The organism is Massilia sp. Soil_C_3, from assembly GCF_057657035.1.
In genome coordinates this window covers 157,406-176,198 of sequence record NZ_JBDGJG010000004.1, presented here as the reverse complement: position 1 = coordinate 176,198, position 18,793 = coordinate 157,406, and the positions used below count along the sequence as shown (strand labels likewise).

Genomic DNA, 18,793 nt, shown 5'->3' with positions numbered 1-18,793 from the left:
GCGCCGGTCAGTCTTCCGGCAGCGATTCTTCGCGCCATTGCAGGCCGTCGCGGCCGATCAGGGCGCTGGCGGCGGCCGGGCCCCAGGTGCCGGAGGTGTACGGCGCCGGGGCGCTGTCGTCCTGTTCCCAGTGCTCAAGGATAGGCTCGACCCATTCCCAGGCCGCTTCCAGCTCGTCGCCGCGCATGAACAGGGTCAGCTGGCCGCGCAGTACGTCGAGCAGCAGGCGTTCATACGCCTCCATGCGCGGCGCCTTGAACTGCTCGCGGAAATCGAGTTCGAGCTCGGCCTGCTTCAGGCGCATCGAATCGCCCGGGGTCTTGGCCATCAGGTTCATCGACAGGCCTTCGTCCGGCTGCAGGCGGATCACCAGGCTGTTGGGCTGGAAGCTCGACGTCGGCTGGTTGAAGATCGAGTGCGGGATCGGCTTGAAGCGCACTACGATCTCGGCCAGGCGGTCGGCCATGCGCTTGCCGGTGCGCAGGTAGAACGGCACGCCGGCCCAGCGCCAGGTGTCGATCTCGGCCTTCATCGCCACGAAGGTCTCGGTGCGCGAGCTCTTCGGCGCATTCGGTTCCTCGCGGTAGCCCGGCACCTGCTGGCCGTCGATATAGCCGGCGCGGTACTGGCCGCGGATGATGTTCTGCGACAGCGTGGTCGGGGTAAAGCGTTTTAAAGACCGCAATACCTGCAGCTTGGCGTCGCGTACGGCGTCCGGCGCGATCGAGGTCGGCGGTTCCATCGCCACGATGCACAGCAGCTGCAGCAGGTGGTTCTGCAGCATGTCGCGCAGTGCGCCGGAATTGTCGTAGTAGCCCAGGCGGTTGCCGACGCCGATCTTTTCGGCGATCGTGATCTGCACGTCCGAGATCCATTCGCGCCGCCACAGCGGCTCGAACAGGATGTTCCCGAAGCGCAGCGCCAGCAGGTTCTGCACGGTCTCCTTGCCCAGGTAGTGATCGATGCGGTAGATCTGCGATTCGGCGAACACCTTGCCGACGTCCAGGTTGATCTGCTTGGCCGAGGCCAGGTCGCGGCCCAGCGGCTTTTCGAGCACCACGCGCGAGTTCGGCGTGGCAAGGCCGGTGGCGGCCAGGTTGTCGCAGATCTTGGCGAACAGCTGCGGCGGCGTGGCCAGGTAATAGACGCGGGTGAGCGATGGGTCGTCGCGCAAGGCCTCGACCAGCGCCTGGTAAGTCGACACGTCGGTCGCGTTCAGCGCCACGTAGGTGATACGCTGCAGGAATCGCGTCCAGCTCGGCTCGTGGACCGTGTCCTTGATATGCGGCTTCGAGTTGTTCTCGACCATGCGCAGGAATTCCTCCTGCGTCGCATCGTCACGGCCGACGCAGATGATACGGCTGCTCTCCGGCAGGTCGTTGCAGACGTCGCGCGAGTACATCGCAGGCAGCAGCTTGCGCATCGCAAGGTCGCCGCTGCCGCCAAAGAAAACGAGGTCGAAATCGGAAATAGCCATAGGGAGTAGGTCTGCAGTAGGAACAGGACAATCGGATGTCGATGTAAATTTACTACATAATTTATTCTTAATCAAGTAAATCTACTACAGACGCATCCGTGCGACCAGTGTGCCATATCCAATGACGCCGGGGCGCAGAGCTTGCCGATTCAAGACAATAGGCAGAAGCCGCGGGGTTCCGGCAACTGTGGAAAAGTGCGTATTTTTCCGGGCATTAAGTTGCTAAGCTGATGTTTCACTTGGCTGTCACTTGTCCGCACTGACGATGAGCGCAGCAGCATGTCACTACTCATGATCGGTGGATCTTGAAACCTGTTATTAGGATCGTGCACGACAACGATGCGCCTGGCGAGCCGGCGCCTCGGTGCCCCAGCTGCGGCACCCGGGCGCACGACAAGTATTGCGCGCACTGCGGCGAGGCCATCACGGCCCACTCTCCCTCGGCAGCCGAATTCGTGCACGAATTCGTGGGCCATTACGTGGCGCTGGAAGGCAAGCTCTGGCGTACGCTGCGCTTGCTGGTATCGAGCCCAGGCCGTTTGACGAGCGATTACCTGCGTGGTCGGCGTGTTCCCTATATCAATCCCCTACGCCTGTACCTGACCTTGAGCCTGGTGTTTTTTGCGCTGATCAAACTGGTGGGCGTCAATCTTCCCCAGCTCACCTTGGATGAGGAAGTCGTTGGCATGAGCTATTCGCATACGATTCCTCACCCGGATCGTCGCGGGGAGTCCTTGCCCGTGACGCTGCGTCTCAAGCTGAGCGTGACCGGAAGCGACGACCGTTCCATGATCCCCGATGCGCTGGCATGGCTGGACCAGGTCAATCAGGCGTGGGGAGACAAGGGGCAGCGATTCATGGATGCGCCGCCGACAGAAAAGGCGGCGCTCCTCAACCACGGATTCCTGGCAAACCTGCCTTACATGCTCATCGGTGCGCTGCCGCTATTTGCCTTGTATCTCAAGCTGATGTATTCGCGATCAGGGCGCAATTATGGCGAGCACCTGGTGTTCGCGCTGCATGTGAGTTCATTCGCGTTTCTACTTGCTGTCCTGATGATCGCGATACCGGGCAATTTCGGTTGGTTAATTGCGGCAGTCGCTACCCGACAATTCATGCTCGTGTCGGTGTGGGACTGCCTGCAACTGCTGCCCCTGGCGTGGATCGTGGCCTATCTTCCGGCCGCGCTGCGCCATGTATATGGCGGACGGGCGTCGGCGTCCTGGGGAAGGTCGCTCGTGCTGATGAGCGTGCACATGCTCGTGATAGTCGGTCTGATCGCCATCGCCGAAACCATCGCGATCCTCACGGCATAGTACATGCGGCCCGCCGCACGAAACAAGCGCGGTGGCGCGGATGCCACGCGGGTACGCGCGACGAATGACAGGGTGGGCAAATCACACTATAGTTTCCCCACATAAATATCGTGGCCAGAGCCGCGTAGATGAAGGGGACAATATGACGTGGTTGCAAAGAGTTTCGCGTGTATCGCGCTCGGTGCTGGCTCCATTGGGCGGCCGCAGCGTGGCCGGCAATGTCCGCACGCTGGTGGTCAAGGCGCGCGACGGCAGCATCCGCACGGCCATCAATGCCGCGCGCCTGCGCAAGGAAGTCGACCAGGCCCAGGCCCAGGCGGCCCGCCAGCACCATGCAGCCGATGCGCTGGCGGCCAGCGCGCGCGAAGTGGCCGAGCTGTCGGCCGACGTCAATGCCGGCACGGTGCGCATTGCCGACACCGCTCAGCGTAATCTGGCGGCGGCGCGCGAATCGATGGAAGAACTGGCCAGCCTCGAACGGCGCATGCGCCACATCGAGGAGCAAGTGCAGGGTTTTTCGGATACCGTGACCCTGCTGGTCGGCCACTTGCGCGAGATCGGCGAGTTCGGCACCGTCATCGAGAACGTGGCCAACCAGACCAATCTGCTGGCCATCAATGCCGCGATCGAGGCGGCGCGCGCCGGCCCGGCCGGGCGCGGCTTCGCGGTGGTCGCCTCCGAAGTGCGGCGCCTGTCTCAGGTGGTCAATGCCGAAGCGGTCAAGATCGCGACCGCCAGCGGCGCGATGCGCGAGCTGGTGACCTCGACCTCCGGCGCCACCGCCGGCATCCTCGACGGCGTGAACGTGTCGGCGCGCGAAGCCGGCAGCGCGGCCAGCCACCTCACCGCTTTCGTCGCCGACTTCGAGCGCATGACCGCCACCGTCGACCAGATGGCGGCGGCGATGCAGTCGCTCGACGGCGTCAACCAGCAGATCAATGCGAAGGTGGAAGAGGTGGCGCAGAACGCCTCCAGCTCCGAGGCCACGATGCAGGACGCTTCGCGCCGCGTGGACGAGGTGCGGGTGGCCACCGAGGAGCTGCAGGGTGTGCTGGCGGGCTTCCGCACCGGTGGCACGGCCTTCGACGCGCTGGTGGATACCACCACGACGCTGCGCGACCAGGTGCTGGCCTGCCTGAGCGGCCACGCGGCCGGCGGCGCGAACATCTTCGACCAGCAGTACCGGCCGATCCCGCAATCCGACCCGCCACGGTTCACGACCTCGTACGACCGCGCGGTGGAGCGCGACCTGCAGCAGCTGTTCGACCGCGTGCTGACCGACTTGCCGGGCGCGGCGTACGCGCTGGCGGTCGACAACCGGGGATACGCGCCGACCCACAACACCAAGTTCTCGCGGCCGTCGACCGGGCAGCGCGAGCATGACCTGGTGTACTGCCGCAACAAGCGGATCTTCGACGATCCGGTGGGGATCCGGTTGGCGAAGAATCGCGAGCCGTTCCTGCTGCAGACCTATCTGCGCGATACGGGAGAGGTGATCAATGACTTGTCGATGCCGATCGTGTTCCAGGGGAAGCACTGGGGTGCGGTGCGGATCGGCTACGACTCGGCGCGGATGATGGGGCGTTCCAGCTGACTGCCCATCCGTGGCGAACCGTTCCCGATGTTCATGCGACAATTCGCCGGCCTGTACTGACACCATCAGCCGAAGAAAGCCGTCCACCATGACCAGACCCACGCCGCGCCGCGGTTCCTTTATCCTGTTGCTGCCGATCTTCCTGATCGTCGCGGTCCTGGCGCTGTTGTTTGCCTGGATCGGCGGCTGGTTCGGCGGCAACGGCGTCACGCCGCAGGCCATGGCCAATACGGCCGAAGCATCGGGTTCGCCCCAGCCGGGCTTCCGCCGCGCCCACAGCAAGGGCATCTGCATCGTCGGAACCTTCGCGCCGACGCCGGCAGCGGCGCAACTGTCGACGGCGCGCGTGTTCTCGCAGGCGTCGACGCCGGTGCTGGGCCGCTTTTCCAATCCCGGCAACGATCCGCATGCGCCCGACAACAAGGCAGCCGTGCGCGGCATGGCGCTGCAGCTCAAGACGGACGACGGGCAGGAGTGGCGCATGGCGATGAACAGCTTCCCGTTCTTCGCGTCGTCCACGCCGGAAGGGTTCCAGGCGATGAACGTTGCGCGCCTGCCGGATCCCGCAACCGGCAAGCCCGACCCGGAAAAAATGAAGGCAGTCCTGGCAAAATATCCCGAGATCGCCAATTTCATGGCGTGGTCGAAGGATGCACGGACGCCCGACAGCCTGGCCAACACGCGCTTCAACGGCGTCAACGCATTCCGCCTGATCGACGCCCAGGGCAGGGAGCGCGCGGTGCGCTGGTCGATGCGGCCGCATGCGCCGTTCGTGGCGGCCGACCCGAAACGGCTCGAGAGTGCGAGCCGCGATTTCCTGGGCGAGGATCTCGAGCGGCGCCTGGCCGCCGGGCCGCTGCAATGGGATATGGTGATGCAGTTCGCCGCGCCGGGCGACCCGATCGAGGATCCTTCGAAAGCCTGGCCCGATACGCGGCCCGAGACCAAATTCGGGACCCTGACGCTAAGGCGCGCCGAGGCGCAGGCCGGCAGACCCTGCTTCGACCTGAACTTCGATCCGCTGATCCTGCCGAAGGGGATCGTGGCGACCGCCGATCCGGTGCTGCATGCCCGGTCGGCAGTCTATTCGGTCTCGTTCAACCGTCGTGAACGTGAAATCAGCCAGGGCCTGGCCAAGTCGGGCAACGGGAGCGTGCAATGAACCGTCAACCCCACTTCAACCTGCTGGCCCGCGTGCTGCACTGGTCGATGGCCGTCGCAATCCTCGCCATGCTGTTCGTCGGCGCCGCCATGGTGGTGTCGCTGCGTCACCGCGAGCTGCTGCTCGATCTGCATCGCCCGCTCGGGCTGGCGATCCTGTTGCTGGCGATCGTGCGCCTGGTCAATCGGCTGCGCCATCCACCGCCACCGCTGCCGGCGGACCTGCCGCGCATCCAGGCGTGGGCCGCCAAGGCCTCGCACTGGCTGCTGTATGCCCTGATGTTCGCGATGCCGATCGTCGGCTGGGCCATGCTGTCGGCCGGCGCCTATCCGGTCGAGTTGTTCGGGGGCGTCAACCTGCCATCGATCCTGCCGCATAGTCCGGTCATGTACGGCTTCCTGCGTCCGCTCCATGGCGTGCTGGCCTATGTGTTGTTCTTTACCATCCTCGCTCATCTTGGCGCAGCGCTGTTCCATGCATGGGTGAGGCGTGACGGCGTGTTCGGGCAGATGGCGCGGCGGGGGTAAGTCCGGTTTAACGCCGGTGCCTGCCGAAGAACTCGAGCGCCAGGCGGCTGGCGTTCGGCGTCGCTTTCGCATTGAACCTGAGCGTCGGGTCGCCGCCGCTCCATTCGTGGCGCAGGCCCGCGATGCGCACCACGCGCAGGACGAGCTTGCGGCGCGCCGTGAAGTCCTGGATTTCATGCGCGTTGCGGCTGCCGCCGCGTCCCGCCGGCATCGCGACGACGCGGTTGGCCGGCCCCGGCGGCAGGCCGTTCAACTGCAGCCATTGGCGCGTCAGGTGTTGCTGGTTGACCTGGCTGACCACCGGATCGTCTTCGCCATGGATCAGCAAGGCCGGCATCAGCGGCATCGCCTGGGCGGTCAGGTGCGTGGAGCGGCGTTTCAGCACGCCGTCGATCGCCGCATCGGCCTGCGTCGCAGCGCCGTGGCGCATGACGTGCAGGGCGCCCAGCGATGTATGGCCGACACCGAACACGGGGCCGGAATGCAGGGCGATCGCCGCGATCAGCTCGGGATGGTTCAAGGCCAGCACGGCAGCCATGCCGGCGCCGGCCGACAGGCCGCACGCATAGATGCGGCGGCGGTCGATACGGTGCCCGGCGCACACGTGGTCGATGAGCGCCGCCAGCACGCCGGTCTCGCCGCGGCCCTCCTGGGCGGCCCGGTCGAACCAGCGCCAGCAGCGCTGGGCATGCGCGGTCGCCGGTTGTTGTGGATACAGCACTGCGTAACCCTTCGCCTGCGCCAGCCGGTTCATGCGCGTGCCCTGCGCGAATTCGGCGGCGGTTTGATGGCAGCCGTGCAGCATGACGACCAGCGGCCAGCCCGCTTGTGCGGCGTGCTCGGGTGTGCGTTGCGGAAGATACAGCCAGTAGGGGAGTAGGTGATGTCCCTCGAGCCAGCGGCCCGAGGCGGCCGGCAGGCGCGCTTGCGCCGGAGGCGCCGTTTTCGGCCGCGCCGGCTTGGGGGGCCTGGCATTGGCCCGTGCGCTCGGCTTCGCGCTATAGATATCGAACAGCTTGGCAACCAGCTTGCGTTGCGATTTGGCGGCGCGCGTCAGGTCGCGCAGCAAACGGGTGCTCGAAGTAGTTTTTGCCACTGCCGCCTCCGCAGTTATGTTGCAGTGCAATATAACTGCGAAGGCGGACTTCTTCGGTGCGCTGGCTCACGCCATCCGCGCCCGCGCCGGCGTCAGGCGCGATATTCCGGCTCTTCGCGCCCCGCCACGTCCATCTTGATGGACAGCACCTTGCCGCTGAGCGGATTCTGTTCCAGTTCTTCCTTCGACCTGCCATGGCTGGCGCTGGTGATGTACAAGGTACGCAAGTCCGGTCCGCCGAAGGCGACCGAAGTCGGGCATTTCACCGGCAGCTTGATTTCGCGCACGATCTCGCCATTCGGCGCGATGCGCAGGATGCGAGCGCCTTCGAACATCGCCACCCAGTACATGCCCTCGGAATCCATCGTGGCGCCGTCCGGACGGCCGCCGTAGTCCGGCGCCGACTTGTCGCTCGGGAAGGTCACGATGGTGCGGCGGTTGCTCTGCTCACCGGTGGCCGGGTCGAAGTCGTAGCAGTCGATGCGGTGCGTGGTGGTGTCGGCGTGGTACATCGTGCGCCCGTCCAGGCTCCAGGCCAGGCCGTTCGAGTTGGTCATGCCGCCGCTCCAGGCCTGGCGCAACTGATCCTTGTCCAGCACGTACATCTCGGCGGCCGGTTGGTCGCGCGGTTCGTACATGGTGCCGATCCAGAACCGGCCCTTCGGATCGACCCGGCCGTCGTTGAAACGCACCTTCGATGGATCGTAGGGCGCGTCGGTGATCGGCTTTTCCGAACCGTCGGTGGTGTTCAGGCGCAGCAGGCCGTGGCGGGTGGCCACGACCAGGAAGTTGTTGTCGTCGATCGCCAGCGCCGATGGGTTCGACCCCATCTTCCACGAGGTGAACTTGCCGCTCGCCGCGTGCAGGCGGTTGACGGTGTAGCCCTCGATGTCGACCCAGTACAGCGCCGATTCGACTTCATGCCAGATCGCGGACTCGCCGACCAGCATCGGCGCATCGTGTACTACCTCAAATTTTTCCGTTGCCATAGTGTGGTGGTGTAGGTTTCAGAAAGCAGCCTTGGCGCGGGCGATCAGGCCGTTCGTGGAACTGTCGTGTTGGCCTGGTGCGGGTTCTCCGGCCAGCTCGGCTTCGATCTTCTTCGCCAGCACTTTACCTAACTCAACGCCCCACTGGTCGAAACTGTTGACATCCCAGATCACGCCCTGCACGAAGGTCTTGTGCTCGTACAGCGCGATCAGCGCGCCCAGGGTCGATGGGGTCAGGCGTTCCATCAGGATGGTGTTGCTCGGGCGGTTGCCGGGGAAAGTCTTGTGCGGTGTGAGACGCTCGATTTCTTGCGCCGCTAGGCCCTGGGCCTGCAGGTCGGCGCGCACTTCAATCGCCGTCTTGCCCTTCATGAAGGCTTCGGACTGGGCGAAGCAGTTGGCCAGCAGGGCGGTGTGGTGGTTGTCCATCTCGTGGGCCGGACGCAGGGCGGCGATGAAATCCATCGGCGTCACATCGGTGCCCTGGTGCAGCAGCTGGAAATAGGCGTGCTGGCCATTGGTGCCGCACTCGCCCCAGATCGCCGGGCAGGTCGGCGTGTCGACCGGCTGGCCGTCGCGGGTCACGCGCTTGCCGTTGCTTTCCATGTCGAGCTGCTGCAGGTAGGCCGGGAAGCGGTTCAGGTCCTGGTGATAAGGCGCGATCGACACCGAGGCGCAGTCGAGGAACTGGCGGTTCCAGAAGCCGACCAGGGCCAGCAGCGTCGGCAGGTTCCGCTCGAGCGGCGCGCTGCGGAAGTGTTCATCCAGCTCGTGCGCGCCGGCCAGGAAGTCCTTGAAGTAGCCGAAGCCCACGGCCAGCGCCACCGGCAGGCCGATCGCCGACCACACCGAATAGCGGCCGCCGACCCAGTCCCAGAATGGGAACATATTCGCCGGGTCGATGCCGAAGGTCTTGATCGCTTCGGTATTCGTGGAGACGGCGATGAAGTGTTTCGCCAATGCGTCCTCAGGCGCATGCTGCAGGAACCAGGCGCGCGCGGTCTGTGCGTTCATCATGGTTTCCGCCGTAGTAAAGGTCTTGGAGGCCACGATGAACATCGTGGTCTCGGGATCGACCTGGGCCAGCGCCGCATCCATGTCGTGGCCGTCGACGTTCGACACGAAGTGCATCGAGAGGCGCGGGTGCGCATAGTGGCGCAAGGCCAGCACCACCATCTTGGGACCGAGGTCCGAGCCGCCGATGCCGATATTGACGATGTCGGTGATCGGCTTGCCGGTATGGCCCAGCCACTCGCCGCTGCGCACGGCGTCGGTGAAGGTCTTTACACGATCGAGCACGGCGTGGATGTCGGCATTGACTTCCTGGCCGTCGACCGTCAGCGTCGCGCCGCGCGGCGCGCGCAGGGCGGTGTGCAGCACCGCGCGGTTCTCGGTGTTGTTGATCTTTTCGCCGGCGAACATCGCATCGCGGCGCGCCTCGAGGCCGCGCTCGCGCGCCAGCTGCACGAGCAGTTCAAGCGTGCGCCCGTCGAGGCGATTTTTTGAATAGTCTAGGAACAGGCCTGCGGCCTCGTCGGAGTAGCGCTCGAAGCGGTCGGGATCGGCAGCGAACAGGTCGCGCATCTGCCACGTCTTGGCGGCGTCGGCGTGTTGGGCGAGGGCTTGGAAGCTGGCGGTACTGGTCAAAGGAGGCTGGCGCATGGGGTCGGGGTGCGTGGCACAATGTTGGCAATAATAGATTATCGAATAATACAAGCATCTGCGCGTAAATTCACTACAAAAAACAGCGCGAACGCAATTTACAGGCTGCTTCTCCCCATCATGTGGCGCCGCTCGACCAGTCTTTTCTCATAGAGAACCAGGGCTGAGATGAGCGCAGCGTACCGATCTGTAGTAAAATTTCAGATACTAAATTCAGGAAGGAACGAACATGGCGCTCCACCCCGTAGTAGAACAGGTCACCAACCGCATCATCGGGCGCAGCAAGCGCTCGCGCGCAGCCTATCTCGAACATCTCGAAGCGGCCCGCATCAAGGGCGTCCAGCGCGGCGCCCTGTCGTGCACCAACCTGGCCCACGGCTTTGCCGCCTTCCCGGCCAACGACAAGCTGAAGCTGCGCGAATACAAGGAACCGTCGGTCGCCATTGTTTCTTCCTATAACGACATGCTGTCGGCGCACCAGCCGTTCGAGTATTTCCCGAAAGTGATCAAGGAAGCCGTACGCGAAGTCGGCGCCGTGGCCCAGTTCGCCAGTGGCGTGCCGGCCATGTGCGATGGCGTGACCCAAGGCCAGCCGGGCATGGAGCTGTCGCTGTTTTCGCGCGACGCCATCGCCATGGCGACCGCGGTCGGCCTGTCGCACAATATGTTCGACGCCGCCCTGTACCTGGGCATCTGCGACAAGATCGTGCCGGGCCTGCTGATCGGCGCGCTGCACTTCGGCCACATTCCGGGCATCTTCGTGCCGGGCGGCCCGATGACCACTGGCATCTCTAACAAAGAGAAAGCCGCGATCCGCCAGCGCTACGCCAAGGGCGAAGCCACCCGCGAAGAACTGCTCGAAGGCGAGTCGGCTTCTTACCACGGCGCCGGCACCTGTACCTTCTACGGCACCGCCAACAGCAACCAGATGCTGATGGAAGTCATGGGCTTGCACCTGCCGGGTTCGGCCTTCATCACGCCGGGCACGCCGCTGCGCGATGCACTCACTGCCGCCGCGGCCCACCGCGCTGTCGCGATCTCGCAGCAGGGCGGCGACTACATGCCGATCGGCCGTATCGTCGACGAGAAAAGCATCGTCAACGCCATCGCCGCGCTGCACGCCACCGGTGGCTCGACCAACCACACGCTGCACCTGGTGGCGATCGCGCGCGCGGCAGGCATCGTGATCGACTGGAACGATTTCGACGAGATGTCGAAAGTGGTGCCGCTGCTGACCCGCATCTATCCGAACGGCGATGCCGACGTCAATCACTTCCAGGCCGCTGGCGGCCCGGGCTTCGTGATCCGCGAACTGCTCGACGCCGGCCTGGCGCACGAGGACGTCAACACCATCCTCGGCCATGGCTTGCGCAAGCACTGTAAAGAGCCGTTCCTGGGCGACGACGGCAAGGTCGTGTTCCGCGACGCCACCCCGGTGAGCGGCGACGAGAACGTGCTGCGTCCGGCCACCAACCCGTTCAACAACAATGGCGGCATGGTGCTGGTCAAGGGCAACCTGGGCCGCGCGGTGATGAAAGTCTCGGCGGTAAAGAAAGAGCATTATTCGGTGGAAGCGCCGGCGCTGACCTTCGACTCGCAAGAAGACTTCATGCACGCCTATAAAGATGGCAAGCTCAACCGCGACTTCGTGGCTGTGGTCCGCTTCCAGGGCCCGCGCGCCAACGGCATGCCGGAACTGCATGCGCTGACCCCGGCGCTGGCCAATCTGCAGGATGCCGGCTACAAGGTGGCGATGGTCACCGACGGCCGCATGTCGGGCGCGTCCGGCAAGGTGCCGGCGGCGATCCACGTGTCGCCCGAGATCCTGGCCGGCGGCCCGCTTGGCCTGGTGCGCGACGGCGACATGATCCGTGTCGACGCCAATACCGGCACCATGGAAGCGCTGGTGCCGGCGGACGTCTGGGCGCAGCGCAAGCAGGCCACTGCCGACCTGACCTCGAGCCACATCGGCATGGGCCGTGAACTGTTTTCCATGTTCCGCAACTCGATCAGCGCGGCGGAGGAGGGTGCTGCCACCTTCCCGCTGCCGTCGCCGAAACAGACCGTCGTGCCGCTGCACGATGGCATTGACGCCGGCGAGATCATCCCCGGTTCCGACGAAGACCATCTTTTCAGGACTAATAAGTGAGCCAACCAATGACCCTACTTGAGATCATGCGCTCGGCGAGCGTCATCCCCGTCATCGCCATCGACGACCCCGACCACGCCGTGCCACTTGCTCGAGCTCTCGTTGCGGGCGGCATCCGCGTGCTGGAAGTGACGCTGCGCACCGAGCACGGCCTTGGCGCGATCCGCGCCATGAGCCAGGTCGAAGGCGCCATCGTCGGCGTCGGCACGCTCACCCAGCCCGAAGAGTTCGCCGCCTCGCGCGATGCCGGCGCCGTGTTCGGCGTGTCGCCGGGCCTGACCCAGTCGCTGATCGACGCGGCCAAGTCGAGCGGCCTGCCGCTGCTGCCGGGCGTGATGACGCCGTCCGAAGTGATGGCCGCGCGCGAGCAGGGATTCAGGCAACTGAAGCTGTTCCCGGCAGTGCCGGCGGGCGGCGTCGGCATGCTCAACGCGATCGGCGGCCCTCTGCCTGACGTGACCTTCTGCCCGACCGGCGGCATCTCTATCGAGAGCGCGCCGAAATTCCTGGCCTGCAAGAACGTGGCCTGCGTGGGCGGCTCGTGGCTGACCCCGAAGGACGCGATCGCGGCCGGCGACTGGGCGCACATCACCGAGCTGGCCAAGGCCGCGGCGGCGCTGCGCGCGGCTTAAGGACAGAAGGATCGCATGCTGCGATCGCGCCTTCCTTGCCGTTTTCGCCCCCTGAGCGAGGGCGAGACGGCGATGGCGTCGCTGCTGTTCGGCGACGCCATCGATTATCGCCGGGTACGCGTGTACAACCGGCGCTACATGCCATTCCAGCCGCGTAACTGCGCGATGACGCCGAATGGCAGCATGTATTTTCACCGATCCTGCTTCCTGCGCGACTACGCGCGCGGCGATCCGCCGGCCATCCACTGGTTCATGCACGAGATGGCGCACGTGTGGCAGCACCAGCTGGGCTATCCGGTGCGCCTGCGCGGGGCTTTCCGCATTGGCCTGTCCTACGGCTATACCCTGCACGAAGACGCCACCCTGGCCGACTACAATATGGAAGCCCAGGGCGATCTGCTGGCCGATTACTTCGTCCTGAAATTCCTCAAGAAACCGGGCGTGATGCGCCAGCAGCGCTACCGCGACAGCCTGGCGCTGTACGAGCGGGTGCTGGCCGAGTTCCTGCACGCACCGGGCGACCGCGCCAACCTGCACCGCGGGCCGGCGCGCTGGCTGGCAATGAGAATGCGGCCGGCCTGGATGTGAAAGACGTCGTGCAGGTGTAGTTTTGTGGCGGGCGGTGAACGCCCGCTGGCTTCCTACCTTTTCGATGCCGGCGCGGAGCCGTATTCGTCGGCGCCGAGGTCGATCGTGCCTTCGATGCGCGCCTGTCCGTTGATGTCGGTGACGCCATTGACGACGATGGCGCCGCCGGCAAAGTAGCGGCTCCACAGCGGCGAGGTCCAGCTCGTCAATGCGACGCTCGTTGCGCCGACACCGATGGCGGGCGAGGTCGGTTGCAGGTTCAGGTCGCCGCTATCCGGCGCGTTGAAGCGTGGATTGGCAAGCACCCGCACGCCGGGCAGGCTGCCGCCGCTGGCGTTCGTGCCCCACCACAGGTTGGTTCCCCACACATTGCCGCTATGGCCGCTGCCGTAATTCCCATAATTGTCCGCCGCGGGGCCCGTCCCGAAGAAGATGTTGTTGCTGAGGCGCGAGTCGATCACCTTGTGCTGGAACACGATCTCGGTGCCCCAGCCCTTGTTCTTGTAGAACGAGTTATTGTGCACATGGATGCGGCGGGCGGCGCCGACGCTCGCATTGTAGCCGCCGATCGTCAGCCCCACTTCACGGTTCTTGTAGACGAAGTTATTCGACATCACGATATCCTCGGTCGCTTTGCCGGCATGTTCGCTGGCGAACTCGAAACCGAGATCGTTGCCGCTCGAGATGTTGCCGTCGAAGACGATGTAGCGCCCGCCATCGACGTAGAAGCCGGCTGCCGAGCCCACATTCATATACCAGGGATTGGTCTTGCTCGAGTTGTTCACCGCACGGTTGTTCTTCACGATGCCGTTGCGCGCGCGGTCCTTGTCGCCGCAGTCGCACTCGCCCTCGAAGCCGATGAAATCGAGTCCGATATTGTTATTGTCGTGCACGTAGTTATCCAGGACTTCGAAGCGGTCGATATTCCCGTTGAGTACCAGCGCCTCGCTGGACTGCAGCACGTTCTGATAGACCTCGTTGCCTTGCAAGAGCAAGTCGGTGATGCCGGTGGCATTGGTGCCGAACACTGCCAGGCCATGGGCGCCGACCCAGCACGCATCTCCATCGTCCTGCGTACAGGTGCTCGTGTGCTTGATGCCGTGGATTTTGTTATTGACGATCTGCAGGTTGCTCCCGTTCCCTTCGACCAGGATACCGACCGGCGACGCGCTCACGCTGCTGGTCGTGAATGCGGTGATCTCGAATCCCTCGACGCGCACGTAGTTCGAGTTACGGATCGTGATCAGGCCCTGGCGGCCCGAGGGTATCACACCGGTGCCGCCGCGCAGGACGACGCCTGGATCGGCCTTGATCAGGATGGGTGCGCTGGCAGTGCCGGATTTTCCCGAGACGAGCACTTTCTGCGTGTAGGTACCTGGCAGCACACGGACCGTATCGCCCGCGACGGCGGCATTGACCGCGGTCTGGATCGACTGGCCTGGCGCCACCGTGATGACCGCGGCATGCGCCAGTTGCGTCGAGACCAGCAGGCACGCGGCGGCAGCGGCCGGCGTCGTCAATTTGAGGAAGGCTTCGAAGTGTTTCAAAGGTGTCTCCAGTGGGTGATGGTGCATAAATACTAATCACCCGACTTCGTTAACTCAACCTCTTTTTGTGTTTACAATCGATATTCGAAAGGATATTTAAGCAAATACGTAATAAAACGAACTAACTAAGAACGGATTCGACAGTTTCGTTAATTTTCGTTTGGCGGATTTCTGGCTTGATGCGACCGGATGCCCCGCGCACCGCCAGCGCCTGGCCGGCGGTCGTCGGAGGTGCGCTCCGTGCAGCATGGCGCTGGGCGCCGTCGTCGTCGACCTTGAACACGCTCACTAGCCGCGCCAGCGTGGCCGCCTGATCCTCGAGCGAGGCGGCGGCGGCTGCCGCTTCTTCCACCAGCGCGGCATTCTGCTGGGTCACGCTGTCCATCTGGGCGATGGCTTCGTTGACCTGCTCGATGCCGACGGTCTGCTCGGCGCTGGCCGTGGCGATCTCGGACATGATGTCGGTCACGCGGGTGATGCCTTCGACGATTTCCTGCATGGTCGCGCCGGCCTGGTCGACCAGGCGGCCGCCGGCATCCACCTTGGCCACCGAGTCGGCGATCAGGCCGCGGATCTCCTTGGCCGCGCCGGCCGAGCGCTGCGCCAGGTTGCGTACTTCGCTCGCCACCACCGCGAAGCCACGGCCTTGCTCGCCGGCGCGCGCCGCCTCGACGGCGGCGTTGAGCGCCAGGATATTGGTCTGGAAGGCGATGCCGTCGATGACGGCGATGATGTCGCCGATCTTCTTCGACGATTCGTTGATCGAGGCCATGGTCGACACCACCTGCGACACCACATCGCCGCCATGCGCGGCGATCTGCGACGCGTTTTTTGCCAGCACATTGGCCTGGCGCGCGTTGTCGGCGTTCTGGCGCACGGTGCTGGTCAGTTCTTCCATTGAGGACGCCGTTTCTTCCAGCGAGCTGGCCTGCTCCTCGGTGCGCGACGACAGGTCGAGGTTGCCGGTGGCGATTTCTTGCGACGCCGTGACGATGGTCTCGGTGCCGGCGCGCACCGCGCTGACGGTCTTGAGCAGGCTGTCGTTCATGGTCTTGAGGGCCGCGAGGAGCTGGCCGACTTCATCGCGCGAGGCCACGTCGATGCGGGCGGTGAGGTCGCCCGCGGCGACCTGGCGCGCCAGTCCCACGGCGTGACCCAGCGGCACCGTGATGCTGCGGGTGAGCAGCCAGCCGAAGACGGCGCCGATCGCGAGCGCGCTCACGCCGAGCGCCGTCAGGACCTGCCTGGCCGAGACATTGAGCGCGTCGATATTGGCCTGTGCCTCGGCCGACAACGACTCCTCAAAGGCGACCACCGCCTGCACCGACGCGACGTATTTGTCGACTTCGGGCATCACCTTGTCGCGGAAGAAGGCCTGGACCTCGGGATGCCCGGCCCCCAGCGCCGCCTTGCGCTTGAAACCCTCGTCGCGCAAGCCGGTATAGCGGCTGCGCTGGCTGGCGACGGCGTCCATCAGCGCCTTGCCCTGGCCGGTGTCGACCATCGCCTCGAGCCGCTTCTGCGTGGCGGAGACGCCGGCGCTGGTCTTCTTCATCTCGGCGTCGTAGTGCGCGTCCTCGGCCGGATCGGCGCTGGCGGCCTTGGCGCGGGTGCGCACGGCGTTGCCCTCGATGCCGCGCAGCCACTGCTGGGCGAGGTTGACGCTGAGCGCGGCGTCCGCCATCACGGTCTTGGCCTCGGCGATGCGGTTGAGCTGCCACAGCGCGCTGACGAGCATGACGGCCACGAGGGCGAGGACGGCGGCGAATGCGCCGCCGAGCCGGATTCCAATCTTGAGGTCGCTGATTTTCATTGTTGTCTCCTGTTCGAATGACGAGGTGCACGGTGATCCCACGCGACGTCACGGGTGTGACAATGTGTGAGATTTCATTGCTCTACATCAAGGATAAGCATGGATCGCGGGGCATGGACTACCGGGAGTCCACAAATATCCATGCTTGTTGCTGACAGGGGACAGAAAAATAGCGGAACGATATGAGTCGGTAAGCGATTGATATCGTTTGTTTGTGCGGCGACCACACAGATAGCGGGCCGCCGCAGCAGGTGCAAAAGTCGGACGGATCAGGCGATCGCGTCTTCTTCCAATTCCGCCTGCACGGTGCGCTCGACACGGCGTCCGCCAACCTGCGGCGTGCGCACGACCAGCGCGCCGCCAGCCGGCGCGCGCCGCGCGCTGCGGACCGCATTCTCGTCGCCGACCTTGAACACGCTCACGATCTGCGCCAGTGCGGCTGCCTGTTCCTCGAGCGAGCCGGCTGCGGCGGCCGCTTCTTCCACCAGCGCGGCATTCTGCTGGGTCACGCTGTCCATCTGGGTGATGGCTTCATTCACCTGCTCGATGCCGACCGTCTGCTCGGCGCTGGCCGAGGCGATCTCGGACATGATGTCGGTCACGCGCGTGATGCCATCCACGATCTCCTGCATCGTCGTACCGGCTTCGTCGACCAGGCGGCCGCCCGCGTCGACCTTGGCCACCGAATCGGTGATCAGGCCGCGGATCTCCTTGGCCGCACCGGCCGAACGCTGCGCCAGGTTGCGCACCTCGCTCGCTACCACCGCGAAGCCGCGGCCCTGCTCGCCGGCGCGCGCCGCCTCGACGGCGGCGTTGAGCGCCAGGATATTGGTCTGGAAGGCGATGCCGTCGATGACGGCGATGATGTCGCCGATCTTCTTCGACGATTCGTTGATCGAGGCCATGGTCGACACCACCTGCGACACCACTTCGCCGCCGTGCGAGGCGATCTGGGAAGCGTTCTTGGCCAGCACATTGGCCTGGCGCGCGTTGTCGGCGTTCTGGCGCACGGTGCCGGTCAGCTCTTCCATCGACGAGGCGGTTTCTTCCAGCGAGCTGGCTTGCTGCTCGGTGCGCGACGACAGGTCGAGGTTGCCCGACGCGATTTCCTGCGATGCGGTGACGATGGTCTCGGTGCCGGCGCGCACCGCAGTGACGGTCTTGAGCAGGCTTTCGTTCATGGTCTTGAGCGCGGCCGTCAGGGTGCCGACTTCGTCGCGCGAATCGACGTGGATGTCGGCGGTCAGGTCGCCCGACGCCACTTGCTGGGCCAGGCCGACGGCGCGCGCCAGCGGGTGGGTGATGCTGCGGGTGAGCAGCCAGCCGAACAGGGCGCCGATGGCGACCGCGGCGACGCCGATCAGGGTCAGCATGCGCTGCACCGAGGCGCTGATGGCGTCGATACTGGCATTGGCGTCGTCGGCCAGCTTTTCCTGGAAGTCGGCCAGCTTGCCGGCGGCCTCGGTATAGGCGCGCATCTCGGGCATGACCTTGCTGTCGAGGAAGGCCAGCAGTTCCGGATTGCCGGCCCCGAGTTCGGTCTTCATCTTGTAGGCCTGGTTGCGCACCGCGCCGTACTTGGCGCGCTGTTCGATCAGCGCCGTCAGCAGCACCTTGCCTTCGGCGCTGACAATCACTTCTTCGAAGATTTTCTGCAGCTCGCCGGCGCGCTTGCTGATCGCCTTCATGCCATCTTCGTAGGACTGCTCATCGGCCGGATCGGTGGCCCGGATTTTCGCCACCGTGCTGACGGCATTGGTGATGATGCCGGCACGCATCTCCTGGGCCAGCTTTGCTTTCTCGGTGGCCGACGCCATCTCTCCCTTGGCGGTGGTGATATGGTTCAGCTGCCAGAGGGCGGTGCCCAGCATGACGACCATCATGGCGAGGATGACGGCAAAGGCGCCGCCGAGGCGAATGCCGATATTGAGATCTTTGATTTTCATGGTTTCCAGTTCCGAGGACGAGAGAGCCTTGTGACTTGTCAAATCGCAGGATGTAACGTTGGGAGAGCGTTATCTAATCCGGTCAAAAGTACACGTTGTAGCTAAGCAGAGGAAACCCAAAAGTGTGGTTTATGCTCTCGATGTTGCGAACAGGAAACGAAATAATGTATGGATGTTACGGGTCAATAACACTTACATATTAGAGTTAATATATATTCAATATAATTTTGGTATAGATTTATATCGCCATCATATATATGGCTCCAATCGATTTTTAACAAATTTTCGACATTTG

General features: G+C 64.3%; 14 protein-coding genes. 7 read left to right on the top strand and 7 right to left on the bottom strand.

The genetic code is table 11. The annotated features are described in order from the left end of the window. Positions 1-7: 7 nt before the first annotated feature. A complete protein-coding gene (gene zwf, locus AC3A6F_RS08975) occupies positions 8-1,477 on the bottom strand; it encodes a glucose-6-phosphate dehydrogenase (RefSeq protein WP_487679922.1) in 1,470 nt (489 codons plus the stop codon). Positions 1,478-1,932: 455 nt separating this feature from the next. Between zwf and AC3A6F_RS08970 the strand changes: the two genes are divergently transcribed. The 4 genes from AC3A6F_RS08970 (at position 1,933) to AC3A6F_RS08955 (ending at position 6,076) form a co-directional block, all read left to right on the top strand. Then, positions 1,933-2,793, top strand: a complete 861-nt coding sequence (locus tag AC3A6F_RS08970) for a DUF3667 domain-containing protein (RefSeq protein WP_487679921.1) — start codon at positions 1,933-1,935, stop codon at positions 2,791-2,793. A 142-nt stretch (positions 2,794-2,935) separates the two neighbouring features. After that, a complete protein-coding gene (locus tag AC3A6F_RS08965) occupies positions 2,936-4,387 on the top strand; it encodes a methyl-accepting chemotaxis protein (RefSeq protein WP_487679919.1) in 1,452 nt (483 codons plus the stop codon). 88 nt (positions 4,388-4,475) lie between these two features. Continuing rightward, positions 4,476-5,549 (top strand): catalase family peroxidase, encoded by a 1,074-nt coding sequence (locus AC3A6F_RS08960; protein WP_487679917.1) that lies wholly within the window; start codon positions 4,476-4,478, stop codon positions 5,547-5,549. After that, positions 5,546-6,076: a cytochrome b gene (locus AC3A6F_RS08955; RefSeq protein ID WP_487679915.1), complete on the top strand. Its 531-nt coding sequence runs from the start codon at positions 5,546-5,548 to the stop codon at positions 6,074-6,076. The genes AC3A6F_RS08960 and AC3A6F_RS08955 overlap by 4 nt, the downstream gene beginning before the upstream one ends. Before the next feature lie 7 nt (positions 6,077-6,083). Here the strand turns inward: AC3A6F_RS08955 and AC3A6F_RS08950 are convergent, their stop codons facing one another. The 3 genes from AC3A6F_RS08950 to pgi form a co-directional block, all read right to left on the bottom strand. Beyond that, a complete protein-coding gene (locus AC3A6F_RS08950) occupies positions 6,084-7,172 on the bottom strand; it encodes an extracellular catalytic domain type 1 short-chain-length polyhydroxyalkanoate depolymerase (protein ID WP_487679913.1) in 1,089 nt (362 codons plus the stop codon). A 92-nt stretch (positions 7,173-7,264) separates the two neighbouring features. Beyond that, on the bottom strand, positions 7,265-8,161 hold the full coding sequence (locus AC3A6F_RS08945; protein ID WP_487679911.1) for an SMP-30/gluconolactonase/LRE family protein: 897 nt from the start codon (positions 8,159-8,161) through the stop codon (positions 7,265-7,267). 18 nt (positions 8,162-8,179) lie between these two features. Continuing rightward, positions 8,180-9,823: a glucose-6-phosphate isomerase gene (gene pgi / locus AC3A6F_RS08940; protein ID WP_487679909.1), complete on the bottom strand. Its 1,644-nt coding sequence runs from the start codon at positions 9,821-9,823 to the stop codon at positions 8,180-8,182. Positions 9,824-10,052: 229 nt separating this feature from the next. Here pgi and edd point away from each other — a divergent pair, with 229 nt between their 5' ends. Genes edd through AC3A6F_RS08925 form a run of 3 tightly spaced genes read left to right on the top strand, consistent with a single transcriptional unit; the run spans position 10,053 to position 13,192 of the window. Then, complete coding sequence (gene edd, locus AC3A6F_RS08935) at positions 10,053-11,972, top strand: phosphogluconate dehydratase (protein WP_487679907.1); 1,920 nt, start codon at positions 10,053-10,055, stop codon at positions 11,970-11,972. A gap of 8 nt (positions 11,973-11,980) precedes the next feature. Then, positions 11,981-12,604: a bifunctional 4-hydroxy-2-oxoglutarate aldolase/2-dehydro-3-deoxy-phosphogluconate aldolase gene (eda, locus tag AC3A6F_RS08930; RefSeq protein ID WP_487679905.1), complete on the top strand. Its 624-nt coding sequence runs from the start codon at positions 11,981-11,983 to the stop codon at positions 12,602-12,604. 15 nt (positions 12,605-12,619) lie between these two features. Then, positions 12,620-13,192 carry a Rhs element Vgr protein gene (locus AC3A6F_RS08925; RefSeq protein WP_487679903.1) on the top strand — a complete coding sequence of 191 codons (573 nt, stop codon included), beginning with the start codon at positions 12,620-12,622 and terminating at the stop codon, positions 13,190-13,192. Positions 13,193-13,245: 53 nt separating this feature from the next. Here AC3A6F_RS08925 and AC3A6F_RS08920 read toward each other — a convergent pair whose 3' ends face one another. The 3 genes from AC3A6F_RS08920 to AC3A6F_RS08910 form a co-directional block, all read right to left on the bottom strand. After that, positions 13,246-14,739: a right-handed parallel beta-helix repeat-containing protein gene (locus tag AC3A6F_RS08920; protein ID WP_487679901.1), complete on the bottom strand. Its 1,494-nt coding sequence runs from the start codon at positions 14,737-14,739 to the stop codon at positions 13,246-13,248. Between the two features lie 121 nt (positions 14,740-14,860). Then, complete coding sequence (locus tag AC3A6F_RS08915; RefSeq protein WP_487679899.1) at positions 14,861-16,552, bottom strand: methyl-accepting chemotaxis protein; 1,692 nt, start codon at positions 16,550-16,552, stop codon at positions 14,861-14,863. A 269-nt stretch (positions 16,553-16,821) separates the two neighbouring features. Continuing rightward, the gene (locus AC3A6F_RS08910) at positions 16,822-18,498 is read right to left on the bottom strand and encodes a methyl-accepting chemotaxis protein (protein WP_487679897.1); all 1,677 of its coding nucleotides are present in this window, start codon (positions 18,496-18,498) and stop codon (positions 16,822-16,824) included. Positions 18,499-18,793: the final 295 nt, after the last annotated feature.